This is a genomic window from Azospirillum oleiclasticum, from assembly GCF_013423485.1.
Classification (GTDB): Bacteria; Pseudomonadota; Alphaproteobacteria; order Azospirillales; family Azospirillaceae; genus Azospirillum; species Azospirillum oleiclasticum.
Map to the genome: position 1 here is coordinate 1 of NZ_JABFFR010000004.1, position 17,433 is coordinate 17,433.

Sequence of the window (17,433 nt, forward strand, 5' to 3'; positions counted from 1 at the left end):
TCCGGCGATGGTGGCGATCAGCTTCACGATCTCGCCGATCTTCGCGGCGGCCGACGACAGGCCGGCGACGGTGACGTCGGTGCGTCGCGCCTCGTCCGCCGCCTTGCGGGCGATCTGCGCGGACTGGGACACTTGGCGCGCGATCTCCGAGATGGCGGAGGAGAGCTGGTCGGCCGCGCTCGCCACCGTCTGCACGTTGCTGGATGCCTGCCCCGCCGCCGAGGCGACGTTGGCCGCCTGCCGGGTCGTTTCGTCGGCGGTCCCCGACATGGTCTGCGACGCGCTGCGCAGCGTGGCACCGGCCTGCTGCAACTCGACCAGCACGCTGTGCACGTTGTTTTCCAGGTCGCGGGCAAGCTGCTCGCGCTGGGCGGCGGCCTTGCCCTCCACCCCGGCCACATGCAGGGCCAGCGTGACGTCGAGGTCGAGCAGCAGGCACTGGTTCAGCGCCGCGATGGCGGCGGCGATCCGCTCCGGGCGCTTGCGGTGCAGATCGATCAGCGGCCGTCCGAACTCGCTCAACAGCCCGTGGTAGGCGGAGATGTGCGTGTCCATCGACACGCCGAGTGCCGCATGCTCGTCCTGGATCTGGGTGACCAGGTCGATCAGGGCGCGGTCGAACTGCGCCGACAGGATCTTCTGGAAATGCGGCTTCTGCCGCGCCATCAGGCGGGAGACGGCGGACGGGTCGGTGATGCCGGACTGTGCGTAGGAGTTGCGGAGCAGGCGCTCGATCTGCGGATCGAGCACCGGATAGGCGGCCTTCATCTCCGCCCGCACCGCCTCGGGCAACGCGCGGAACTTGGTTTCGAAAAGCTGGATCTGCGACGGGCTCAGCATAGGACGCCTCCGGTATTACCGCTTGAAGAATGTCTCCGCCAGGTTCTTCTGGGCCTGCTTGGAATCGATCATGGCGCGAGCGCGAAGGATCTCCCCTTCGAGCCCGGCAATGTAGTCTTGCAGTTCTTCAACCGAAAGACCCGTGAGATCCGTCTTCTGCGACATTTTTTTGCGCGGCTCGAGGTCGTCCGTGTCCAAAGCCATGGCTCGCTCCCGGTTGTGGCGGCCGTTCCGGTTCGCCCGTGGCCGCGGTTCCGACGTGGCGGTGGACCGGAGCCGGTCCGCCGCCGCCGAATCGACGCATCACCAATAGCGCATCGCGTCCCTGTAAAGCCCGTGAAGATCCTGCTCACCCACCGGCAGCGGCGCGATGGACAGCAGCCGCTGCTGCGCGATCGCCCCGGCCGCGAGCGCCGGAATGTCGTCCTCGGCGTAGCCGATCCCGGACAGCCCGTTGGGCAGCCCGGTCGCCCGCATCAGCGCCACCAGCCGGTCGGCCAGCACTGCACCCGCCCCCTCCGGCCCGACGCCGCGGATGTCGGCCCCCAGCGCCTCGGCGGCGCGCAGGTGCCGCTCGGGGGCGGCCGGGCCGGTGAAGCGGAAGGCGGCCGGCGCGTTCAACACCACCGAGATGCCGTGCGGCACCATCGGCGGTGCCGACTCGTAGCCGCTCGCCACGAAGCGGTGGTTCATGCCCGCCACCGAATAGGACATGGCGTGCGGGATGTGCACGCCGGCGTTGCCGAAGGCGAGCCCGGCCAGGGTCGCCGCGAACATGAGCTGGTCGCGCGCCTCCAGGTCGGACGGGTCGGCCACCGCACGCTCCAGATAGAGCCCGCCCAGCCGGATGGCCTGGAGGCTGCCGATGTCCGACCACGGATTGGCACCCTGGTAGGGCGGGCGGAGCTGCGGCGTCTCCGACCGCGGGCGCGAGCGGAAGGGGCGCGCGGTGTGGCTCTCGATGGCGTGGGTCAGCACGTCGAAGCCGGTGGCGGCGACCACCCCCGGCGGCAGGCTGTAGGTGGTGGTCGGGTCCACCACCGCCAGCGTCGGCCGCAGCCAGCGCGACGAGATGCCGGTCTTCACCTTCTTCTCGACATGGTCGAAGATCGCCACACCGGTGGTCTCGCTGCCGGTGCCGCAGGTGGTCGGGCAGGCGATGTGCGGCTTCACCGGCCCCGGCACCGGGCGCCCCTCGCCCAGCGGCTTGTTGACGTACGCCAGGAAGTCGGCGGGGTGGGTGGCGTAGAGGTTGGCGGCCTTGGCGGTGTCGATCACCGAGCCGCCGCCGATGGAGATGAAGCCGTCCACCCCGGCCTCGCGGGCGAAGGCCGCCGCCTCCAGGAACGTCTCGCTGGTCGGCTCCACCCGCACGCGGTCGTAAACCACGCCGTCCACCCCCTCCCGGCGCAGCGACGCGAGCGCGGCCTGCGCCGGCTCGGTGTCCGCGACCCGCTGGTCCATGAACACCGCCACCCGCTTCAAGCCCAGCCCCCGGGCGTCGCCGCCCAGCTCGCCCAGCATGCCGGGGCCGAATTTCATGGATGCCGCTTCGACCGTGAAGCCCGTCTCTCCGGCCGGATCGATCGGATACGCTGATCCTGGTGCCATCGCGCGCCCTCCCCTGACGTCTGTTCGCGTTCGGGAAAAGGGAACGTCGGGCGGAGGCGCCTGTCAACCGGTGTCCGCAACCGCGGCGACAAGGTCCCGCAGGGCGAGCGCGTTGCCCAGCGCATGACCGTCGGCGGTGTTGTCGAACACGCACCAGACCGGCCGTTCCCGCGCCTCCGCCAGCAGCCGTTCCGCCATGGCGCGCAGCGCGTCGGGCGGGTAGTCGGACCGGTACATCACCGGCGAGCCGTGCAGCCGCAAATAGGCCAGCCCCGCCCAGCCACCCGGCTCCCCGGCCCCTTCAGCAGGCTGCGGGTCAGCCGCCACGCGGGCGACGGCGTGGTCGGCCAGCAGCGCCTCCGGGCCATCCGCGAACCAGCTCGCGTGCCGCGGCTCGCACACCAGCTCGCCCATGAAGACACGGCGCAGTCTGCCGAAGAAGGCGTCCACGACCGCCGCATCGAAACGCAGGCTCGGCGGAAGCTGCACCAGCAACGGCCCCAGCCGGTCGCCGAGATGGGTCACCTCCCCCAGGAACCGGTCGAGCGGCTCGTCCGCGTCGTTCAGCCGCCGCTCGTGCGTGACCGTGCGCGGCAGCTTGACCGCGAAGCGGAAGCCCGGCGGCACCGACTCCGCCCAGCGCGCGTAGGTGGCGGGCCGATGCGGCCGGTAGAAGGAACTGTCGATCTCCACCGCCGGCAGCACCCGCCCGTAACGCTCCAGATGCGTGCCGGGGCCCGGCACCGCCCCAGCCCAGCGGCTCGACACGCTCCATCCGGCCGTCGCGATGTGGATCGGGTGCATGCCGGGTAAACGCGGCGGACTCGCCCGTGGAACCGGCAAGGCTCAAAAAAGTACGGGAATGGCTGCGCCGACCGAATCACCGTGGCGGCGGCACCGGCATCACGCCGAATTGCCGCCCGCGTTCCGGGAAGCGGACGCCGATGATATAGGCGTAGGCGGGATCGACGGCGATGTGCACCTGCGCCTTCGACGCGAAGGGCACCGGCTCCAGTAAGCTGCGCCGGCCCTTCGGGATGTACCACAGACAGCGGAAATTCCCGTCGGGCCCGAGGTTGAAGCCGCTGAAGTACCGTTGAGCGCCGCGTGTCATCTCCCACAGACCGGCGATCTGCCGGTCGGCGGCCCGTACTTCCAGTTCCAGCTCCGGCCTTATGAGGACGATGTGCGAACCGGTCACGCGGCGGCCGGCGTCCAGTCGCGCAACTCTTCCGGCGACACATCGACCAGTTCGGTGGTCTCCGGCTCCAGCCCCGCGTCCAGCGCCTCGCGGAACCACGCCCGGATGCGTTCCGCGTCGATCGGAAGCTTGCTGCTGGCCCCCCGCAACACCCCGGCATCCGCCCGCGTCTGGTCCCAGGGGGACCCCGGAAGATGCGTAAGCCCAACGAGCGTTCCGGCATCCAGCGTGCCATAGGCCTCGAAGACCTGATCGATGATGCTCAGCGCATGAGGCGACAGCGTTTGGTCAGGACGGGTATCGATGACATCAGCCGGAATGTCGGCGTCCTTGAACCCCTTCATGCGCCGATAGACCGACGGGACGACCGGCCCGTCCTTCCAGGCCTGGATCTCCTCGTCGAAGAGCGGCGCGCCCGTCAGCGCGAGGTGCCATCCTTCGACGAAGTACAGCAGCTTCTGCAACGGCAGCGGCGACAGGGGGCGCCCAGCGTCGAGGCTGAGTTGGATCAGGCGATCCGTCGCCGCTCGTATCGTGTCGCTCATGAAGTGACTGTATCAGCCCGGCGTGCATTGTCCAGCGCCATGCGCAACCCGAGCGCAGGCCCGGCCGTCGCCGCTTGCAAGCGCCGAACCGTCGCCCCCCGCAACATTGCCCGTTGAGGAGTGGGGCGGAGCGCCCTAGGTTCTGCGGCATTACCACTTGGGTGCATCCGGTCCATGAGTCGTTCCCTCCCCCTCCGCGTCCTGCTCGCCGCCGGCCTGCTCGCCGGCTGCCAGACCACCCAGACCACGCCGGTCGCCGTGGCCGCCACCACGGACCAGGCCGCCGCCGCGGCGCCGCAGCCGCGGTTGAGCTTCGAGGAATGGCTGAAGGGGCTGCGTGCGGACGCGATGCAGCAGGGCATCCGCGCCGCCACCTTCGACCGCGCCATGGGCAGCGTACGGCTCAGCGACCGAGTGCAGGAGCTGGACAACAAGCAGCCGGAGTTCGAGCGTCAGGTCTGGCAGTATCTGGACGGTGCCGTGTCCGACCGCCGGGTGCAGAACGGCCGCCAGAAGCTCCAGGACAACGCCGCCCTGCTGCGCCGGGTGTCCCAGCGCAGCGGCGTGCCGGCCGAGATCCTGGTCGCCCATTGGGGGCTGGAGTCCGACTACGGCAACTCCACCGGCGGCTTCCGCGTGGTGGACGCCCTGACCACCCTGGCCTACGAGGGGCGCCGCACCGGCTATTTCCGGGGCGAGCTGCTGGCCGCGCTGCGCATCCTCGATTCCGGCGACATCCCGCTGGAGCGCATGTCGGGATCCTGGGCCGGGGCGATGGGGCAGACGCAGTTCATGCCCACCATCTTCCTGAAGCACGCGATGGACGAGGACCGCGACGGCCGCCGCGACATCTGGGGCAGTCTGCCCGACGTCTTCGCCTCCACCGCCGCCTTCGTCCAGTCCAACGGCTGGCGCGCCGGGGAGCGCTGGGGGGAGGAGGTGACGCTGCCGCCCGGCTTCCCCTACGCCGAGGCCGAATACAACATCGTCAAGCCGATGGCCGACTGGCGCCGCATCGGCGTCCGGCCGGTCGCGGGCGGAGAGCTTCAGGGCGAGGGGAACGGGTCCGTCCTGCTGCTGGGCGGGCACAACGGCCCGGCCTTCCTGATCCGCGACAATTTCCGCGCCATCATGCGCTACAACCCGTCCACCTCCTACGCGCTGGCGGTGGCGCTGCTGGCCGACCGCATCGAGGGGCGCGGCCCGGTGCTGGGGAGCTGGCCGCGGCAGGAGCTGCCGCTGAACAAGGACGAGCGGATGGAGCTCCAGCAGCGCCTCGCGGCGATGGGGTTCGATCCCGGCGGCGTGGACGGCATCGTCGGCGCCAACACCCGCAACGCGCTCCGCCGCTTCCAGGTGACGGTGAACGAGGTGCCCGACGGCTTCGCCACCAAGGCGCTGCTCGACCGGCTGCGCCAGGCGTCGGGGAGCGCGAAGCTGTAGCCCCGCTCACCGCGAGGCCGCCGCATCCTTCGCGCCGGTCTGCAGATAAATCTGCAGCAGCCGCACCTCCTCGTCGTCGAGCGGCGTCAGCCGCTTCATGGCGTTGATGGTGCCGATCCACTGGTTCGCCGTGTAGGCGTCGGCCGAATGGAGCGTGTGGCAGAGGGTGCAGTTGGCGTCAGCGATGCGCGCGGCATGCTCCCACAGCACAGCCCGATCGGCGCTGAAGGCACCCGTCCGCGTCCAGGCGGTGATGCGAGCCTCGGTCCAGGGCTGTCCGCTGTCGGGGTCGGTCACCACCCGCAGCGCCTCCGGCCCGGCGGCCCCGGCGTCCGTGAGCTTCGCCAGGGGGATGCGCTTGCCGGGCAGCCGGTACAGCGTCTCCGGCGAGCCGTCGCGGTGCCAGCCGGTCAGCTCGACCCGCGCGAAGCCACCCTCCACCGTCAGCACGCGAAGCGGCGTGGATACGGACACCTCGCCGATCGGTCCGGCCCCCTCCGGCCGCTCAAGAAGCGCCAGTGACGTCAGCGGGTACACCGTGCTGCCGGGCGTCGGCACAAAGCCTTTCGCCCGCTCCCGCTGGTCGGCGAAGGCCCGGCGGTGACCCGCCGTCACATCCGGGAAATTGTGGGCGATGCCCTTGTGGCAGTCGATGCAGGTCTTGCCCGCCTTGGCCGCGGCCGCCATCGTGGTGGCGGCCTTGGCGTTCTGCTTGTGGAAGTCCATCGCCTCGAAGCTGTGGCAGTTGCGGCACTCCCGGCTGTCGGTGGCGCGCATCCGGTCCCACTCGTGCCGCGCCAGCTCGTGGCGCTTCGCCTCGAACTTCTCCGGCGTGTCGATGGTGCCGACGAGCCAGTGGTACAGCTCGTTGGTCGCCTGCACCTTGCGCAGCAGCTTGTGCGTCCAGTCCCGCGGCACGTGGCAATCGGCGCAGGCCGCGCGGACGCCGGACGCGTTCGCGTAATGGACGCTCCGCCTGTACTCCTCGTACACGGTGCTGCGCATCTCGTGGCAGGAGATGCAGAACGCCGTGCTGTTGGTGGCCTCCAGGACGGTGTTGAAGCCGCCCCAGCCGACCACGCCGGCAACCACGCCCGCCACGCCCACACCGGACAGGACCAGAACCCGCCCCGTCCTCGACCACCACCACAGCATGCTCTCGACTCCTGGCGGGCCCCACGGCGGGGCGGCGCGACGGCCGCCCCGCCGTGGGGTCCCGCCGCACCGGTCAGTCGAACGGCTTCGGCTGCGGGGTCTTGTCCGAGGACGGCGGCAGGATCGGCAGCGGGAAGCTCGGCTGGTCACCCGTCAGCGTCTTCAGGAACGCCACGATCTTGGCGTTCTCCGGCTCCGTGAACCTCTTGCCGAGCTGGATGCGGCCCATCACGTCCACCGCCTGCGCCAGGGTGGCCGCCTCGCCGTCGTGGAAGTACGGGTAGGTCAGCTCGACGTTGCGCAGGGTGGGAACCTTGAAGTTGAAGCGGTCGGCCTCCTCCTTGGTCACCGCGACACGGCCTTCGGCCGGGCTGCTGGACTTGTAGGGCTCCACGACGCCCATCTTCTGGAAGGTGTTGCCACCGGCGGCCGCACCATTGTGGCAGGCGGTACAGCCGGAGTCCTTGAACAGCTCGTAGCCTTCCAGCTCGGCGTTGGTCAGGGCGCCCTTGTCGCCCATCAGCCACTTGTCGAAGCGGGAGTTCGGGGTGACCAGCGTCTCCTCGAAGGCGGCGATGGCCTTGGTCACCTCCTCGATGCTCACCTTGTCGGTGCCGAACACGGCCTTGAACTCGGCGACATAGCCGGGGATCGACTGCAACGTCGTCACCGCGAGCGTGTGGGTGAAGGCCATCTCGCCGGGGTTGGCGATCGGGCCGCCGGCCTGGTCCTGCAGGGTCAGCGCTCGGCCGTCCCAGAACTGCGCGACGTTCAGGCTGGAGTTCAGCACCGTCGGCGCGTTGATCGGACCCTTCTGCCAGTTGTGGCCGATCGACGTCTTCAGGTTGTCGCTGCCGCCCATGGACAGGTTGTGGCAGGAATTGCACGAGATGAAGCCGGACTTCGACAGGCGGGTGTCGAAGAACAGCTTCTTGCCGAGTTCCACGAGGCCTGGGTTGCTCACCTTGGCGGGTGCGATCGGCTGGATCGGCTCGTCCATGGCGGCCAGTGCGATGCCGGCGGTGCCGGCCATGAGGGCCACCACGACCGCAACGGGAAAGAGAGTGCGCCTGGGCATGTCATTCTCCCCAATCATTCTAATTCAGCGCGCAACGCGTTGAAACATCGGGAAGAGTATCCCTCCAGCCCACCACCGGAGGTCGGTCCAAGTGACGCGCGGCAGGTTGCCATACCTTGGTGCGCGAACTTTTGCGCAGCGGAAACAATCGCAAGAGGCGCCGCCGCGTCCCGCCGCCGTCCGAATCCTCCCCCTTGAACGACGCCCGCCGACCCTTCAGGTTCTTGCCCGTCTCCCGCATCGCGAGCCGGGAGGGGCGGCATACGGAAAGGTCGGGCCATCGTGATCACCCTGGGCGCACTGAACGACATCACCACCATCCGCCACGCGTTCTTCACCCGCACCGGCGGCGTATCGCAGGGGATCTACGCCTCGCTCAACTGCGGCTTCGGCTCCGGCGACGCTCCGGCCGCGGTGGCGGAGAACCGCGCGCGGGCGATGACCCGGCTGGAGGTGGCAGCGGATCGCCTGGTCACCTGCTACCAGATCCACAGCCCCACCTGCGTGGTGGTGGAGACGCCATGGACCCACGACCGCGCGCCGCAGGCCGACGCGCTGGCCACGCGCGTGCCGGGGATCGCGCTCGGCATCCTCACCGCCGACTGCGCGCCGGTGCTGTTCGCCGACCCGCAGGCGAAGGTGATCGGGGCCGCGCACGCCGGCTGGAAGGGTGCCAGGGGCGGCGTGCTGGAAGCCACCGTCGCCCGCATGGTCGAGCTCGGCGCCGACCCGACCCGCATCGTCACCGCCATCGGCCCCTGCATCGCCCAGCGCTCCTACGAGGTCGGGCCGGAGTTCCCCGCCCCCTTCCTGGAGGAGGATGCGGACAACCGCGACTTCTTCGCGCCTGCGCGGGCTGCCGGAAAGCTGCTGTTCGACCTGCCCGGCTACATCGTCCGCCGGCTCGGCAACGCCGGTGTCGGCATGATCCAGCGCTGCCCGAACGACACGGTGGCGGAGGAGGACCGGTTCTTCAGCTACCGCCGCACCTGCCAGCGCGGCGAGCGGGACTATGGCCGCGGCCTGTCGGCCATCGTGCTGACCGGCTGAAAGCCCCCACGATCCGTGGTGCGACCGGCGGGTGACTCGTCTGTCGATTTGTGCCGCAAATTGTTCATTTTTGTTGCAACGTCGCGATTGCGCTCACCATCATTCGAACCTGGATCGGTTCGGGGAGGTTGCGGTGAAGTTCGCGTGGCGTGCCGAGATGAACATCGACGGCAACATCCTCGACAAGGACCATCGTGCGCAGCACGACCTCATCCGCCGTTTCGTCAACCTGCCCACCGACGACTTGTGGCGTGATGACGCCATGAAATTTCTGATGGAGCTGCGCGCGGTGTCCGAGCGTCATTTCCTTCACGAGGAGATGATCATGGACCGCATCCGCTATCCGCAGCTTTCCGAGCACCGGGCGCAGCACAAGCGGCTGATCGAGTCACTCGACGACATCATCGGGCAGATGGATTCCGCAGGTCCCGGATCGCCCTTCACCTTCGGCTATGTCAAGAACAAGTCGGACGAACTGCTCGCCTTCTGGTTCCTGGACCATTTCGTCAAGGCCGACCTGCGGATCAAGCCCTTCCTGGAGAAGGCGAAGGCCATGGCCAAAGCCTGACCGGACGGCCCGCGGCGAAGGCGGGGGTGCGTCGCCTCGGGCCGTCATGAAAGATTTACACGGGCCAGCCCCTTTGTTATCGTCCCGCCCGTTTTCGGGGGCATGCGGCGTACGGCTGGGGCCGGGTCGCCTGCGCCTGCGTCCTTGTTCCCGAGAGAGAGAGCCCACCGCGATGAAGGTGCTAGCCGGCAACAGCAACCGTCCGCTGGCCGAGGCCATTTCCACCTGCCTCGGCGTGCCGCTGACGAAGGCGGCCATTCGCCGGTTCTCCGACATGGAGGTCTTCGTCGAGATCCTGGAGAACGTGCGCGGCGAAGACGTGTTCGTCATCCAGTCCACCTCGTTCCCGGCGAACGACAACCTGATGGAGCTGCTGGTCACCATCGACGCGCTGCGGCGCGGCTCGGCCCGGCGCATCACGGCGGTCATTCCCTACTACGGCTACGCCCGTCAGGACCGCAAGACCGGCCCGCGCACGCCGATCTCGGCGAAGCTGGTGGCGAACCTGATCACCACGGCGGGTGCGAACCGCGTGCTGACGATGGATCTGCACGCCGGCCAGATCCAGGGCTTCTTCGACATCCCGACCGACAACCTGATGGCCGCCCCGGTGTTCGAGAAGGACATCCGCGCGCACCTCGGTTTCGGCAACGAGCTGACCATCGTGTCGCCGGACGTCGGCGGCGTGGTGCGCGCCCGCGCGCTGGCCAAGCGGCTCGACAGCGACCTCGCCATCATCGACAAGCGGCGCGAGCGTGCCGGCGTGTCGGAGGTGATGAACATCATCGGCGACGTCGAGGGACGCAAGTGCATCCTGGTCGATGACATCGTCGATTCCGGCGGCACGCTGTGCAACGCCGCGGTGGCCCTGATGGAAGCCGGGGCGCAGTCGGTCAGCGCCTATGTGACGCATGGCGTGCTGTCGGGCGGGGCGGTGTCCCGCGTGGCGGTCGCCCCGATCCAGACGCTGGTCAGCACGGACAGCATCCAGGCGACGGAGGCCGTGCGCGTCTCCCGCAACATCCGCCAGCTCACCATCGCCCCGCTGATCGCCGAGGCGATCATGCGCATCAGCGAGGAGCGCTCGGTCTCCAGCCTCTTCTCTTGACGGCAGGCGGGGGCCGGCGTATACGGCCGGCTCCGCGCGTCAGCACCCCTGGAGGCTGGCGCTTTTTGTCGAGGAGTGAGCAATGACCGAGACCGTTTCTCTGAGCGCCGAATCGCGCGCCCGGGCAGGCAAGGGGACCGCCCGCCAGACGCGCCGTTCGGGCCGGGTTCCGGCCGTGATCTACGGGGGCAAGCAGGCCCCGCTGATGATCTCGCTGGAAAAATTCGCCTTCGACCGCGTGCTGCACAAGCCCGGCTTCTTCACCCACCTGTTCGACATCTCGGTCGATGGCGCCACGCACCGCGTGCTGCCGCGCGACGTGCAGTTCGATCCGGTGACCGACGTCCCGCTGCATGTGGATTTCCTGCGCGTGTCCACCGACACCCAGGTCACCGTCATGGTCCCCTGCGAGTTCGTGGACCAGGACAAATCGCCCGGTCTGAAGCGCGGCGGCATGCTGAACATCGTCCGGCACGAGCTGGAGCTGATCAGCGCGGCCGACAGCATCCCCGAGCACATCACGGTGAGCTGCGAGGGCTTCGACGTGGGTGATTCCATCCACATCTCCTCGGTCAAGCTGCCGCCGGGCGTGACCTCGGCGATCACCGACCGTGACTTCACCATCGCCACCATCGCCGCTCCCTCGGGCCTGAAGTCCGAGGAAGCGACCGGTGAGGCGACGGCCTGACACCGGCGGCTTGGCACGACCAACGGAAGGGGCCGTTCCCGGAACGGCCCCTTCCCGCGTTTCTTCCTTGAGGTGACGGCATGCTGCTGCTGGTCGGGCTGGGCAATCCCGGCAACGAATACGCGCGCAACCGCCACAACATCGGGTTCATGGCGGTCGAGGAGATCGCCCGACGCCATGGGTTCAGCCCCTGGCGTCGCCGTTTCCAGGGCACCACGGCCGAAGGCACGGTGGCCGGCGACAAGGTCCTGGCGCTGGAGCCGCTGACCTTCATGAACCTGTCCGGCCAGTCGGTCGGCGCCGCACTCCAGTTCTTCAAGCTTACGCCCGATCGGGTCGTCGTGTTCCACGACGAGCTGGACCTGCCCCCCGGCCGCATCCGGGTGAAGAAGGGCGGCGGGCACGGCGGGCACAACGGCCTGCGCTCCATCGACGCGCACATCGGCAAGGATTACTGGCGGGTGCGCCTGGGCATCGGCCATCCAGGTGACAAGAACCTCGTCACCGGCTACGTCCTGCACGACTTCGCCAAGTCTGACCAGTCCTGGCTCGACCCGCTGGTGGACGCCTGCGCCGCCGCCTTCCCCCTGATCGTCCAGGGCCGGCCGGAGGAGTTCATGAACAAGGTGACACTGGCCACCCAGCCCCCCAAGTAAGGAGCGGAGGTGCCGCCATGCGTCTGACGCCGGACGAGCAGGATGCCATCCGCCGCACCGCCGCCGCGGTGTTCGGCGCCGATGCGGTCGTCCGCCTGTTCGGCTCCCGCGTTGACGATGCCAGACGCGGCGGCGACATCGACCTGCACATCGAAACCGCGGCGGGACGGGCCACCTTCGACAACGAGGCGCGCTTCCTGCACGCGCTGGAGGGCGAGATCGGCGAGCGGAGGGTGGATTTCGTCGTCCGTGAACGCGGCGGCGCGCTCCGCCCCATCGACCGCCTGGCCATGGAAACGGGGATGGTGCTGTGAACCCCGGTGAGCTGCCCGCCTTCTATCTCGCGCGCAACCTGCGCTCGTCCGAACGCGTCGCCGCGCGGCTCGACCGCCTGTGCCGCGACCTCGCGCCGCTGTTCCCTCTCACCGCCGTGTCGGTGGACGGCCTGCCGGAAGACAGCGTCGTCCGGCTGGACGCCTTCGTGAAGCGGTTCGAACAGCTGCAATCGACGCTGGCGGAGGGCGTGTTCCGTGGCATCGCGCTTGTCGAGGGCTACGACCCTGCCACCCTGTCGCGCCGGGACTTGGCGGACCTGATGGAGAAGCTGGGCGCGCTCGCCTCCAGCGCCCGCTGGACCGCCATCACGCTGCTGCGCAACCGCCTCGCCCATGCCTATCCCGAGGAGCCGGACACCCAGGCGGCGCGCCTCAACGAGGCCTTCGCCGCGACGCCGGACCTCCTGGCCGCGGCCGCGGCGGCGCACCGCTATGTGGTCGCCAAGGGCCGGGTGCCGCTGGGGGGCGACGGCGGACCGGTGCCATAACCCTTTGCCTTTTCCGGCCCTGCGTAGGATAAACGCGGCGATCCGGACACCCCGACGACCTATTCGAAGCGATCGCGACCCATGGGCTTCAATTGCGGCATCGTCGGCCTGCCGAACGTCGGCAAGTCGACCCTGTTCAACGCGCTGACCGCCACCCAGGCGGCGGAGGCGGCCAACTTCCCCTTCTGCACGAAGGAGCCGAACGTCGGCCGCGTCGGTGTGCCCGATCCGCGGCTGGACAAGCTGGCCGCCATCGCCAAGTCGCAGAAGACGGTGCCGACGCAGCTTGAGTTCGTGGACATCGCCGGCCTGATCCGCGGCGCCTCCAAGGGCGAGGGGCTGGGCAACCAGTTCCTCGGCAACATCCGCGAGGTGGACGCCATCGTCCATGTCCTGCGTTGCTTCGTGGACGACGACATCACCCATGTCGAGGGCGACGTCGATCCGCTGCGCGACGCGGAGGTGGTCGAGACCGAGCTGATGCTGGCCGACCTGGACAGCCTGGAGCGGCAGCTCAACAACCTGCAGAAGAAGGCCAAGGGCGGCGACAAGGACAGCAAGGCCCGCGCCGAGCTCGTCGAGCGCGCCATCAAGGTGCTGGCCGACGGCAAGCCCGCCCGCGTGGTGCCGGTGAGCGCGGAGGAGAAGCCGCTGTTCCGCCAGCTCCAGCTCCTCACCGCCAAGCCGGTGCTCTACGTCTGCAACGTCGAGGAAGCGTCCGCCGGCACCGGCAACGCCTTCTCCGAAAAGGTCGCCGCCAAGGCGGCGGCGGAGAATGCGGGCTATGTGGTGATCTCGGCCGCCATCGAGGCGGAGGTGGCGCAGCTCGGCGATCCGGCGGAAAAGGCCGAATTCCTGGAATCGCTGGGGCTGGAGGAGACCGGCCTGAACCGCCTGATCCGCGCCGGCTACGAGCTGCTCGACCTGATCACCTTCTTCACTGTCGGGCCGAAGGAGGCGCGCGCCTGGACCCTGCGCCGCGGCTCCACCGCGCCGGAAGCGGCCGGTGTCATCCACAGCGATTTCGAACGCGGCTTCATCCGCGCCGAGACCATCGACTACACCAGCTATGTGTCGCTCGGCGGCGAGCAGGGCGCGAAAGATGCAGGCAAGATGCGGCAGGAGGGCAAGGAGTACATCGTTCAGGACGGTGACATCTTCCACTTCCGCTTCAACGTCTGAAAATACCCCGGTACCCCTCACGATCGGAGTGAAGGGTTCATCGACATTGATGCTTCTTGCAAATTGGCAGTAGGCGGGAACGTCTACACAGGATCGGGCGTTGGTGATTTCGACGCCAACGCCCGGAGCCCCGTCATGCGCCCGTATTCCACCGACATTATCCGAATTTTCGGCAAATCCGTAACACCGATGTCATGCTTCCCTGCCCTTTCTTGATGGGCAGAAACGGCGGTTGTTCGTTTCATAATACCTCAATGAGGTCTTTATTCGACAAATCCGCAAGCGGTGCGTGCGGACAGGAGGATTCATGTCGGCTGGTCACGACGTGCTGCCCGATCCGGGTGTCCTGCCATTGCCGGGGGCGGCGGCAACCAGCCTCGGCATGGCCGACCGCATCACCGAGGCGATCCTCCGCAACGAACTCTCGCTGGTCTTCCAGCCGCAGGCCGATGTCGCCACCGGCCGTCTGTGCGGCTTCGAGGCGCTGGTCCGCTGGCGTCTGGCGGATGGCACGGAGATACCGCCGGATCTGTTCGTCCCGGTGGCCGAGGCCAGCGACGCCATCTTCGTGCTCGGCGAATGGGTGCTGCGCCGCGCCTGTTCCACCGCGGCGCGCTGGCTGCGCACGGGCATGGCGGATGTGCCGGTGGCGGTCAACGTGTCGGCCCGCCAGCTTGCCGAGCCCGGCCTTGCGCGCTGCGTGCTGGGCATCCTCGCCGAGACCGGCCTGCCCGCATCCAACCTGAAGCTGGAGTTGACCGAGACCGCGCTGCTCGACGGCTCGGCCGCCGTCACGCAATGCCTGCTGGAGCTGCGCGGCGCCGGGGTGCAGGCGGTGCTCGACGATTTCGGCACCGGCTATTCCTCGCTGGCCCTGCTGCGCCGGGTGCCGCTGGAAGGGGTGAAGATCGACCGCCAGTTCGTGCAGGCGATGGTGGAGCAGCGTGACTCCGCGGCCATCGTGCACGCCGTGGTCTCGCTCGCCCACGCGCTCGGCCTGCGCGTGGTGGCGGAGGGGGTGGAAACGCGCGACCAGCTCCTGTTTCTGCGCGCCTACGGCTGCGACCGCATCCAGGGCTACCTGCTGTCGCGCCCCCTGGCGGAGGCGGACGTGCCCGGCTTCATCAGGGAGATCGGCGCGCCGCCGACAGCCGGATGACCCGCTCCGTCTCGCCCCAGGACACCAGCGTCGCCGCCTCGTCGATCGACACCCAGCGCGCGTCGAGCGCGTCGTCGCCGGAGACCGGCTCGCCGGACACCCAGCGCGCGGCGACCTCGACCAGCGTGTAGTGGTACTGGACCAGCCCGGCGTCGTCGCGGGTGACCGCGTCCACCACCGTCACCACCTCGTAGGGCTCGACCGTCAGGCCGGTCTCCTCCGTCACCTCGCGGCGGGCCGTCTCGAACACCGTCTCGCCCAGAGCCTGCGCGCCGCCGGGCAGGCTCCATTGCCCCAGGCGCGGCGGGCGGCCTCGACGGATCAGCAGGACCTCCTCCCCCTTCCAGACGATCGCCCCGACACCGACCCAGGGTCGGTCGGGATAGTCACGGCGGCTGCGGTCGGCGGGGGCGGTGTCGGTCATGGGCCATGGGTATAGGCCAGCGTTCGCGGAGCCGCCAGCGGCGCGATGCATGAGAAGCCTGAATGCGGCCAATTCGGAATATGAATTTGCCGCACCGTCACAACCGACCTAGGATCGATCCGTCCGGATCAACGACCGTAAGTCGGTCGGACGGCGGTGCCCCGGCAGGCGGGGCCTGCGGGGGCATGGAGGCGGGGTTGATGCAGAGTGGTACACGGGGCGCCGGGCCGGGTTGGCGCACGCCCGCGGTGGTGGTGGCGGCGGGCTGCCTGATCGCGTTGATCGGTTTCGGCGTACGATCCACCTACGGCCTGTTCACCGGCCCGCTGTCGGAGGCGAACGGCTGGGGCCGCGATGTCTTCGCGCTGGCCCTGGCGCTGCAGAACCTGCTGTGGGGCATGGCCCAGCCCTTCGCCGGCGCGGTGGCCGACCGCTACGGCCCCTCGCGCGTGCTGGCGGCGGGCGGGCTGCTCTACGGCGCCGGCGTGGCGCTGACCGCCTTCAGCGACACGCCTCTGCTGATCCAGCTCACCGCCGGCGTGATGGTGGGCGTCGGGTTGGCCGGCGCGTCCTTCACCGTGGTGATCGCCGCCTTCGGCCGCATGATGCCCCCGGAGAAGCGCTCCTGGGCGGCGGGCATCGCCACCGCGTCCGGTTCGATGGGCCAGTTCCTGTTCGCGCCGCTCGGCAGCGCCTTCATCGCCGCCTATGGCTGGCAATCGGCGCTGGTGCTGCTCGGCGTCTGCATGATGGGGGTACCGCTGCTGGCGACCGCGCTGGCCGGCGGTGCCAAGGGCCGCGCCGCCGGATCGTCGGCGGCGGTGCCCGACCTGACGACCGGTCAGGCCCTTCGCCAGGCATTCGGGCATGGCAGCTACCTGCTGCTGGTCGCGGGCTTCTTCGTCTGCGGCTTCCATGTGGCCTTCATCACCGTGCATCTGCCGCCCTATCTGGCCGACATCGGCGCGCCGCCGTCGCTGGCCGGCTGGGCCATCGCGCTGATCGGGCTGTTCAACATCGTCGGTTCCTACTCGGCCGGCATGCTCGGCACCCGGATGCCGAAGCGCTACATCCTCAGCGTCATCTACGCCTTGCGGGCGCTGGCCATCGCCGTGTTCATCGCCGTGCCGGTCTCCGCCGCCAGCGTGCTCGTCTTCTCCGCCGCCATGGGCCTGCTGTGGCTGTCCACGGTGCCGCCGACCTCCGGTCTGGTGGAGCGGATGTTCGGCGTGCGGCACCTCGGCATGCTGTTCGGCATCGCCTTCTTCAGCCATCAGGTCGGGTCGTTTCTGGGCGTGTGGCTGGGCGGCGTCTTCTACGAGCGCACGGGATCCTACGACATGATCTGGTGGGCCGGCATCGCGCTCGGCATCTTCGCCGCCATCGTGCATTGGCCGATCGTGGAGAAGCCGGCCCCGACGGTGCTCCAGCCCAGCCGCGCCTGACACCATGGACGCTATCGTCCAGCCCTCCGGACACCGCATCGCCCTGCTTCTGGGCGGGGCGGTGCTGGCGGTGTGGACGGGCTTCATGGCCCTGGCGCTGAACCACGCGGCGCTGCCGCCGGAAAGCGACGGCATGGTGCTGGCCGTCTTCCCGCCCGGCACGTCGGAGGAGGCGAGCTTCGCGGCGCTGGTGCGGGCCGGGGCCGAGCCGGTGCGGCAGACCTGGCTGAGCTTCGCCTGGGTCGCGCGCGGCGAGGGCGAGGGCTTCGTCGGCCGCCTGCACCGGGAAGGCGCCCTGGCCGCCTACGGCTCCATCCCCGTCGCCGCCCCGGTGCTGGGCGGCTGCGCCGTCGTCACCGACGAACGGCGAGCGGCCGCGAACTACCGCCTGACTCCGTGAGCCGCTCAAACAGAACGCCCCTCCCCCGGTGACCGGGAGAGGGGCGCCGAAAGCGTC

At 69.2% G+C, this 17,433-nt stretch carries 21 protein-coding genes; 12 read left to right on the plus strand and 9 right to left on the minus strand.

Translation table 11 applies throughout. The annotated features are described in order from the left end of the window. The 6 genes from HL658_RS07590 to HL658_RS07615 all read right to left on the minus strand — a co-directional run. Nucleotides 1–840 (minus strand): globin-coupled sensor protein (locus tag HL658_RS07590; RefSeq protein WP_180287626.1); only part of this gene is annotated, 840 nt, incomplete at its 3' end. A gap of 15 nt (nucleotides 841–855) precedes the next feature. After that, nucleotides 856–1,044, minus strand: coding sequence for a DUF1192 domain-containing protein (locus HL658_RS07595; RefSeq protein WP_343055033.1), 189 nt, complete (start codon nucleotides 1,042–1,044; stop codon nucleotides 856–858). A gap of 99 nt (nucleotides 1,045–1,143) precedes the next feature. Then, on the minus strand, nucleotides 1,144–2,451 hold the full coding sequence (locus HL658_RS07600) for a hydroxyacid-oxoacid transhydrogenase (RefSeq protein ID WP_180281346.1): 1,308 nt from the start codon (nucleotides 2,449–2,451) through the stop codon (nucleotides 1,144–1,146). 63 nt (nucleotides 2,452–2,514) lie between these two features. After that, nucleotides 2,515–3,255 carry a DUF72 domain-containing protein gene (locus HL658_RS07605; RefSeq protein ID WP_180281347.1) on the minus strand — a complete coding sequence of 247 codons (741 nt, stop codon included), beginning with the start codon at nucleotides 3,253–3,255 and terminating at the stop codon, nucleotides 2,515–2,517. 76 nt (nucleotides 3,256–3,331) lie between these two features. After that, nucleotides 3,332–3,652: a hypothetical protein gene (locus HL658_RS07610; protein ID WP_180281348.1), complete on the minus strand. Its 321-nt coding sequence runs from the start codon at nucleotides 3,650–3,652 to the stop codon at nucleotides 3,332–3,334. Continuing rightward, a complete protein-coding gene (locus HL658_RS07615) occupies nucleotides 3,649–4,197 on the minus strand; it encodes a Panacea domain-containing protein (RefSeq protein ID WP_180281349.1) in 549 nt (182 codons plus the stop codon). Before HL658_RS07615 ends, HL658_RS07610 begins: the two co-directional genes overlap by 4 nt. A 174-nt stretch (nucleotides 4,198–4,371) precedes the next feature. On the opposite strand from HL658_RS07615, the gene HL658_RS07620 reads away from it, so the two are divergent. After that, nucleotides 4,372–5,640: a lytic murein transglycosylase gene (locus tag HL658_RS07620; protein ID WP_180281350.1), complete on the plus strand. Its 1,269-nt coding sequence runs from the start codon at nucleotides 4,372–4,374 to the stop codon at nucleotides 5,638–5,640. A gap of 6 nt (nucleotides 5,641–5,646) precedes the next feature. Here the strand turns inward: HL658_RS07620 and HL658_RS37640 are convergent, their stop codons facing one another. After that, nucleotides 5,647–6,795, minus strand: a complete 1,149-nt coding sequence (locus HL658_RS37640; protein WP_180281351.1) for a NapC/NirT family cytochrome c — start codon at nucleotides 6,793–6,795, stop codon at nucleotides 5,647–5,649. A 73-nt stretch (nucleotides 6,796–6,868) separates the two neighbouring features. Continuing rightward, entirely contained in the window at nucleotides 6,869–7,828 is a 960-nt protein-coding gene (locus HL658_RS07630) for a cytochrome-c peroxidase (protein WP_246337390.1), read from the minus strand. A gap of 327 nt (nucleotides 7,829–8,155) precedes the next feature. Here HL658_RS07630 and pgeF point away from each other — a divergent pair, with 327 nt between their 5' ends. From pgeF to HL658_RS07675, 9 genes are all read left to right on the plus strand, one after another. Then, nucleotides 8,156–8,923: a peptidoglycan editing factor PgeF gene (pgeF, locus tag HL658_RS07635; protein ID WP_180281353.1), complete on the plus strand. Its 768-nt coding sequence runs from the start codon at nucleotides 8,156–8,158 to the stop codon at nucleotides 8,921–8,923. A gap of 133 nt (nucleotides 8,924–9,056) precedes the next feature. Further along, nucleotides 9,057–9,491 (plus strand): bacteriohemerythrin, encoded by a 435-nt coding sequence (locus HL658_RS07640; protein ID WP_343055034.1) that lies wholly within the window; start codon nucleotides 9,057–9,059, stop codon nucleotides 9,489–9,491. Nucleotides 9,492–9,663: 172 nt separating this feature from the next. Next, entirely contained in the window at nucleotides 9,664–10,599 is a 936-nt protein-coding gene (locus HL658_RS07645; RefSeq protein WP_180281354.1) for a ribose-phosphate pyrophosphokinase, read from the plus strand. 82 nt (nucleotides 10,600–10,681) lie between these two features. Beyond that, complete coding sequence (locus tag HL658_RS07650; protein WP_180281355.1) at nucleotides 10,682–11,287, plus strand: 50S ribosomal protein L25/general stress protein Ctc; 606 nt, start codon at nucleotides 10,682–10,684, stop codon at nucleotides 11,285–11,287. Between the two features lie 80 nt (nucleotides 11,288–11,367). Further along, nucleotides 11,368–11,943 (plus strand): aminoacyl-tRNA hydrolase, encoded by a 576-nt coding sequence (gene pth / locus HL658_RS07655; protein ID WP_180281356.1) that lies wholly within the window; start codon nucleotides 11,368–11,370, stop codon nucleotides 11,941–11,943. Between the two features lie 17 nt (nucleotides 11,944–11,960). Next, the gene (locus HL658_RS07660; RefSeq protein ID WP_180281357.1) at nucleotides 11,961–12,257 is read left to right on the plus strand and encodes a nucleotidyltransferase domain-containing protein; all 297 of its coding nucleotides are present in this window, start codon (nucleotides 11,961–11,963) and stop codon (nucleotides 12,255–12,257) included. After that, complete coding sequence (locus HL658_RS07665; RefSeq protein ID WP_180281358.1) at nucleotides 12,254–12,766, plus strand: hypothetical protein; 513 nt, start codon at nucleotides 12,254–12,256, stop codon at nucleotides 12,764–12,766. Before HL658_RS07660 ends, HL658_RS07665 begins: the two co-directional genes overlap by 4 nt. Before the next feature lie 81 nt (nucleotides 12,767–12,847). Then, the gene (gene ychF, locus HL658_RS07670; protein ID WP_180281359.1) at nucleotides 12,848–13,948 is read left to right on the plus strand and encodes a redox-regulated ATPase YchF; all 1,101 of its coding nucleotides are present in this window, start codon (nucleotides 12,848–12,850) and stop codon (nucleotides 13,946–13,948) included. A gap of 307 nt (nucleotides 13,949–14,255) precedes the next feature. Further along, nucleotides 14,256–15,107: a putative bifunctional diguanylate cyclase/phosphodiesterase gene (locus tag HL658_RS07675; RefSeq protein ID WP_180281360.1), complete on the plus strand. Its 852-nt coding sequence runs from the start codon at nucleotides 14,256–14,258 to the stop codon at nucleotides 15,105–15,107. Here the strand turns inward: HL658_RS07675 and HL658_RS07680 are convergent. After that, nucleotides 15,073–15,531, minus strand: coding sequence for an NUDIX hydrolase (locus HL658_RS07680; RefSeq protein ID WP_180281361.1), 459 nt, complete (start codon nucleotides 15,529–15,531; stop codon nucleotides 15,073–15,075). The two genes, HL658_RS07675 and HL658_RS07680, sit on opposite strands and share 35 nt — an antisense overlap. A gap of 200 nt (nucleotides 15,532–15,731) precedes the next feature. On the opposite strand from HL658_RS07680, the gene HL658_RS07685 reads away from it, so the two are divergent. Together HL658_RS07685 and HL658_RS07690 are read left to right on the plus strand one after the other, a co-directional pair. Beyond that, complete coding sequence (locus HL658_RS07685; protein ID WP_180281362.1) at nucleotides 15,732–16,976, plus strand: MFS transporter; 1,245 nt, start codon at nucleotides 15,732–15,734, stop codon at nucleotides 16,974–16,976. Nucleotides 16,977–16,980: 4 nt separating this feature from the next. Continuing rightward, a complete protein-coding gene (locus HL658_RS07690; protein ID WP_180281363.1) occupies nucleotides 16,981–17,376 on the plus strand; it encodes a hypothetical protein in 396 nt (131 codons plus the stop codon). Nucleotides 17,377–17,433: the final 57 nt, after the last annotated feature.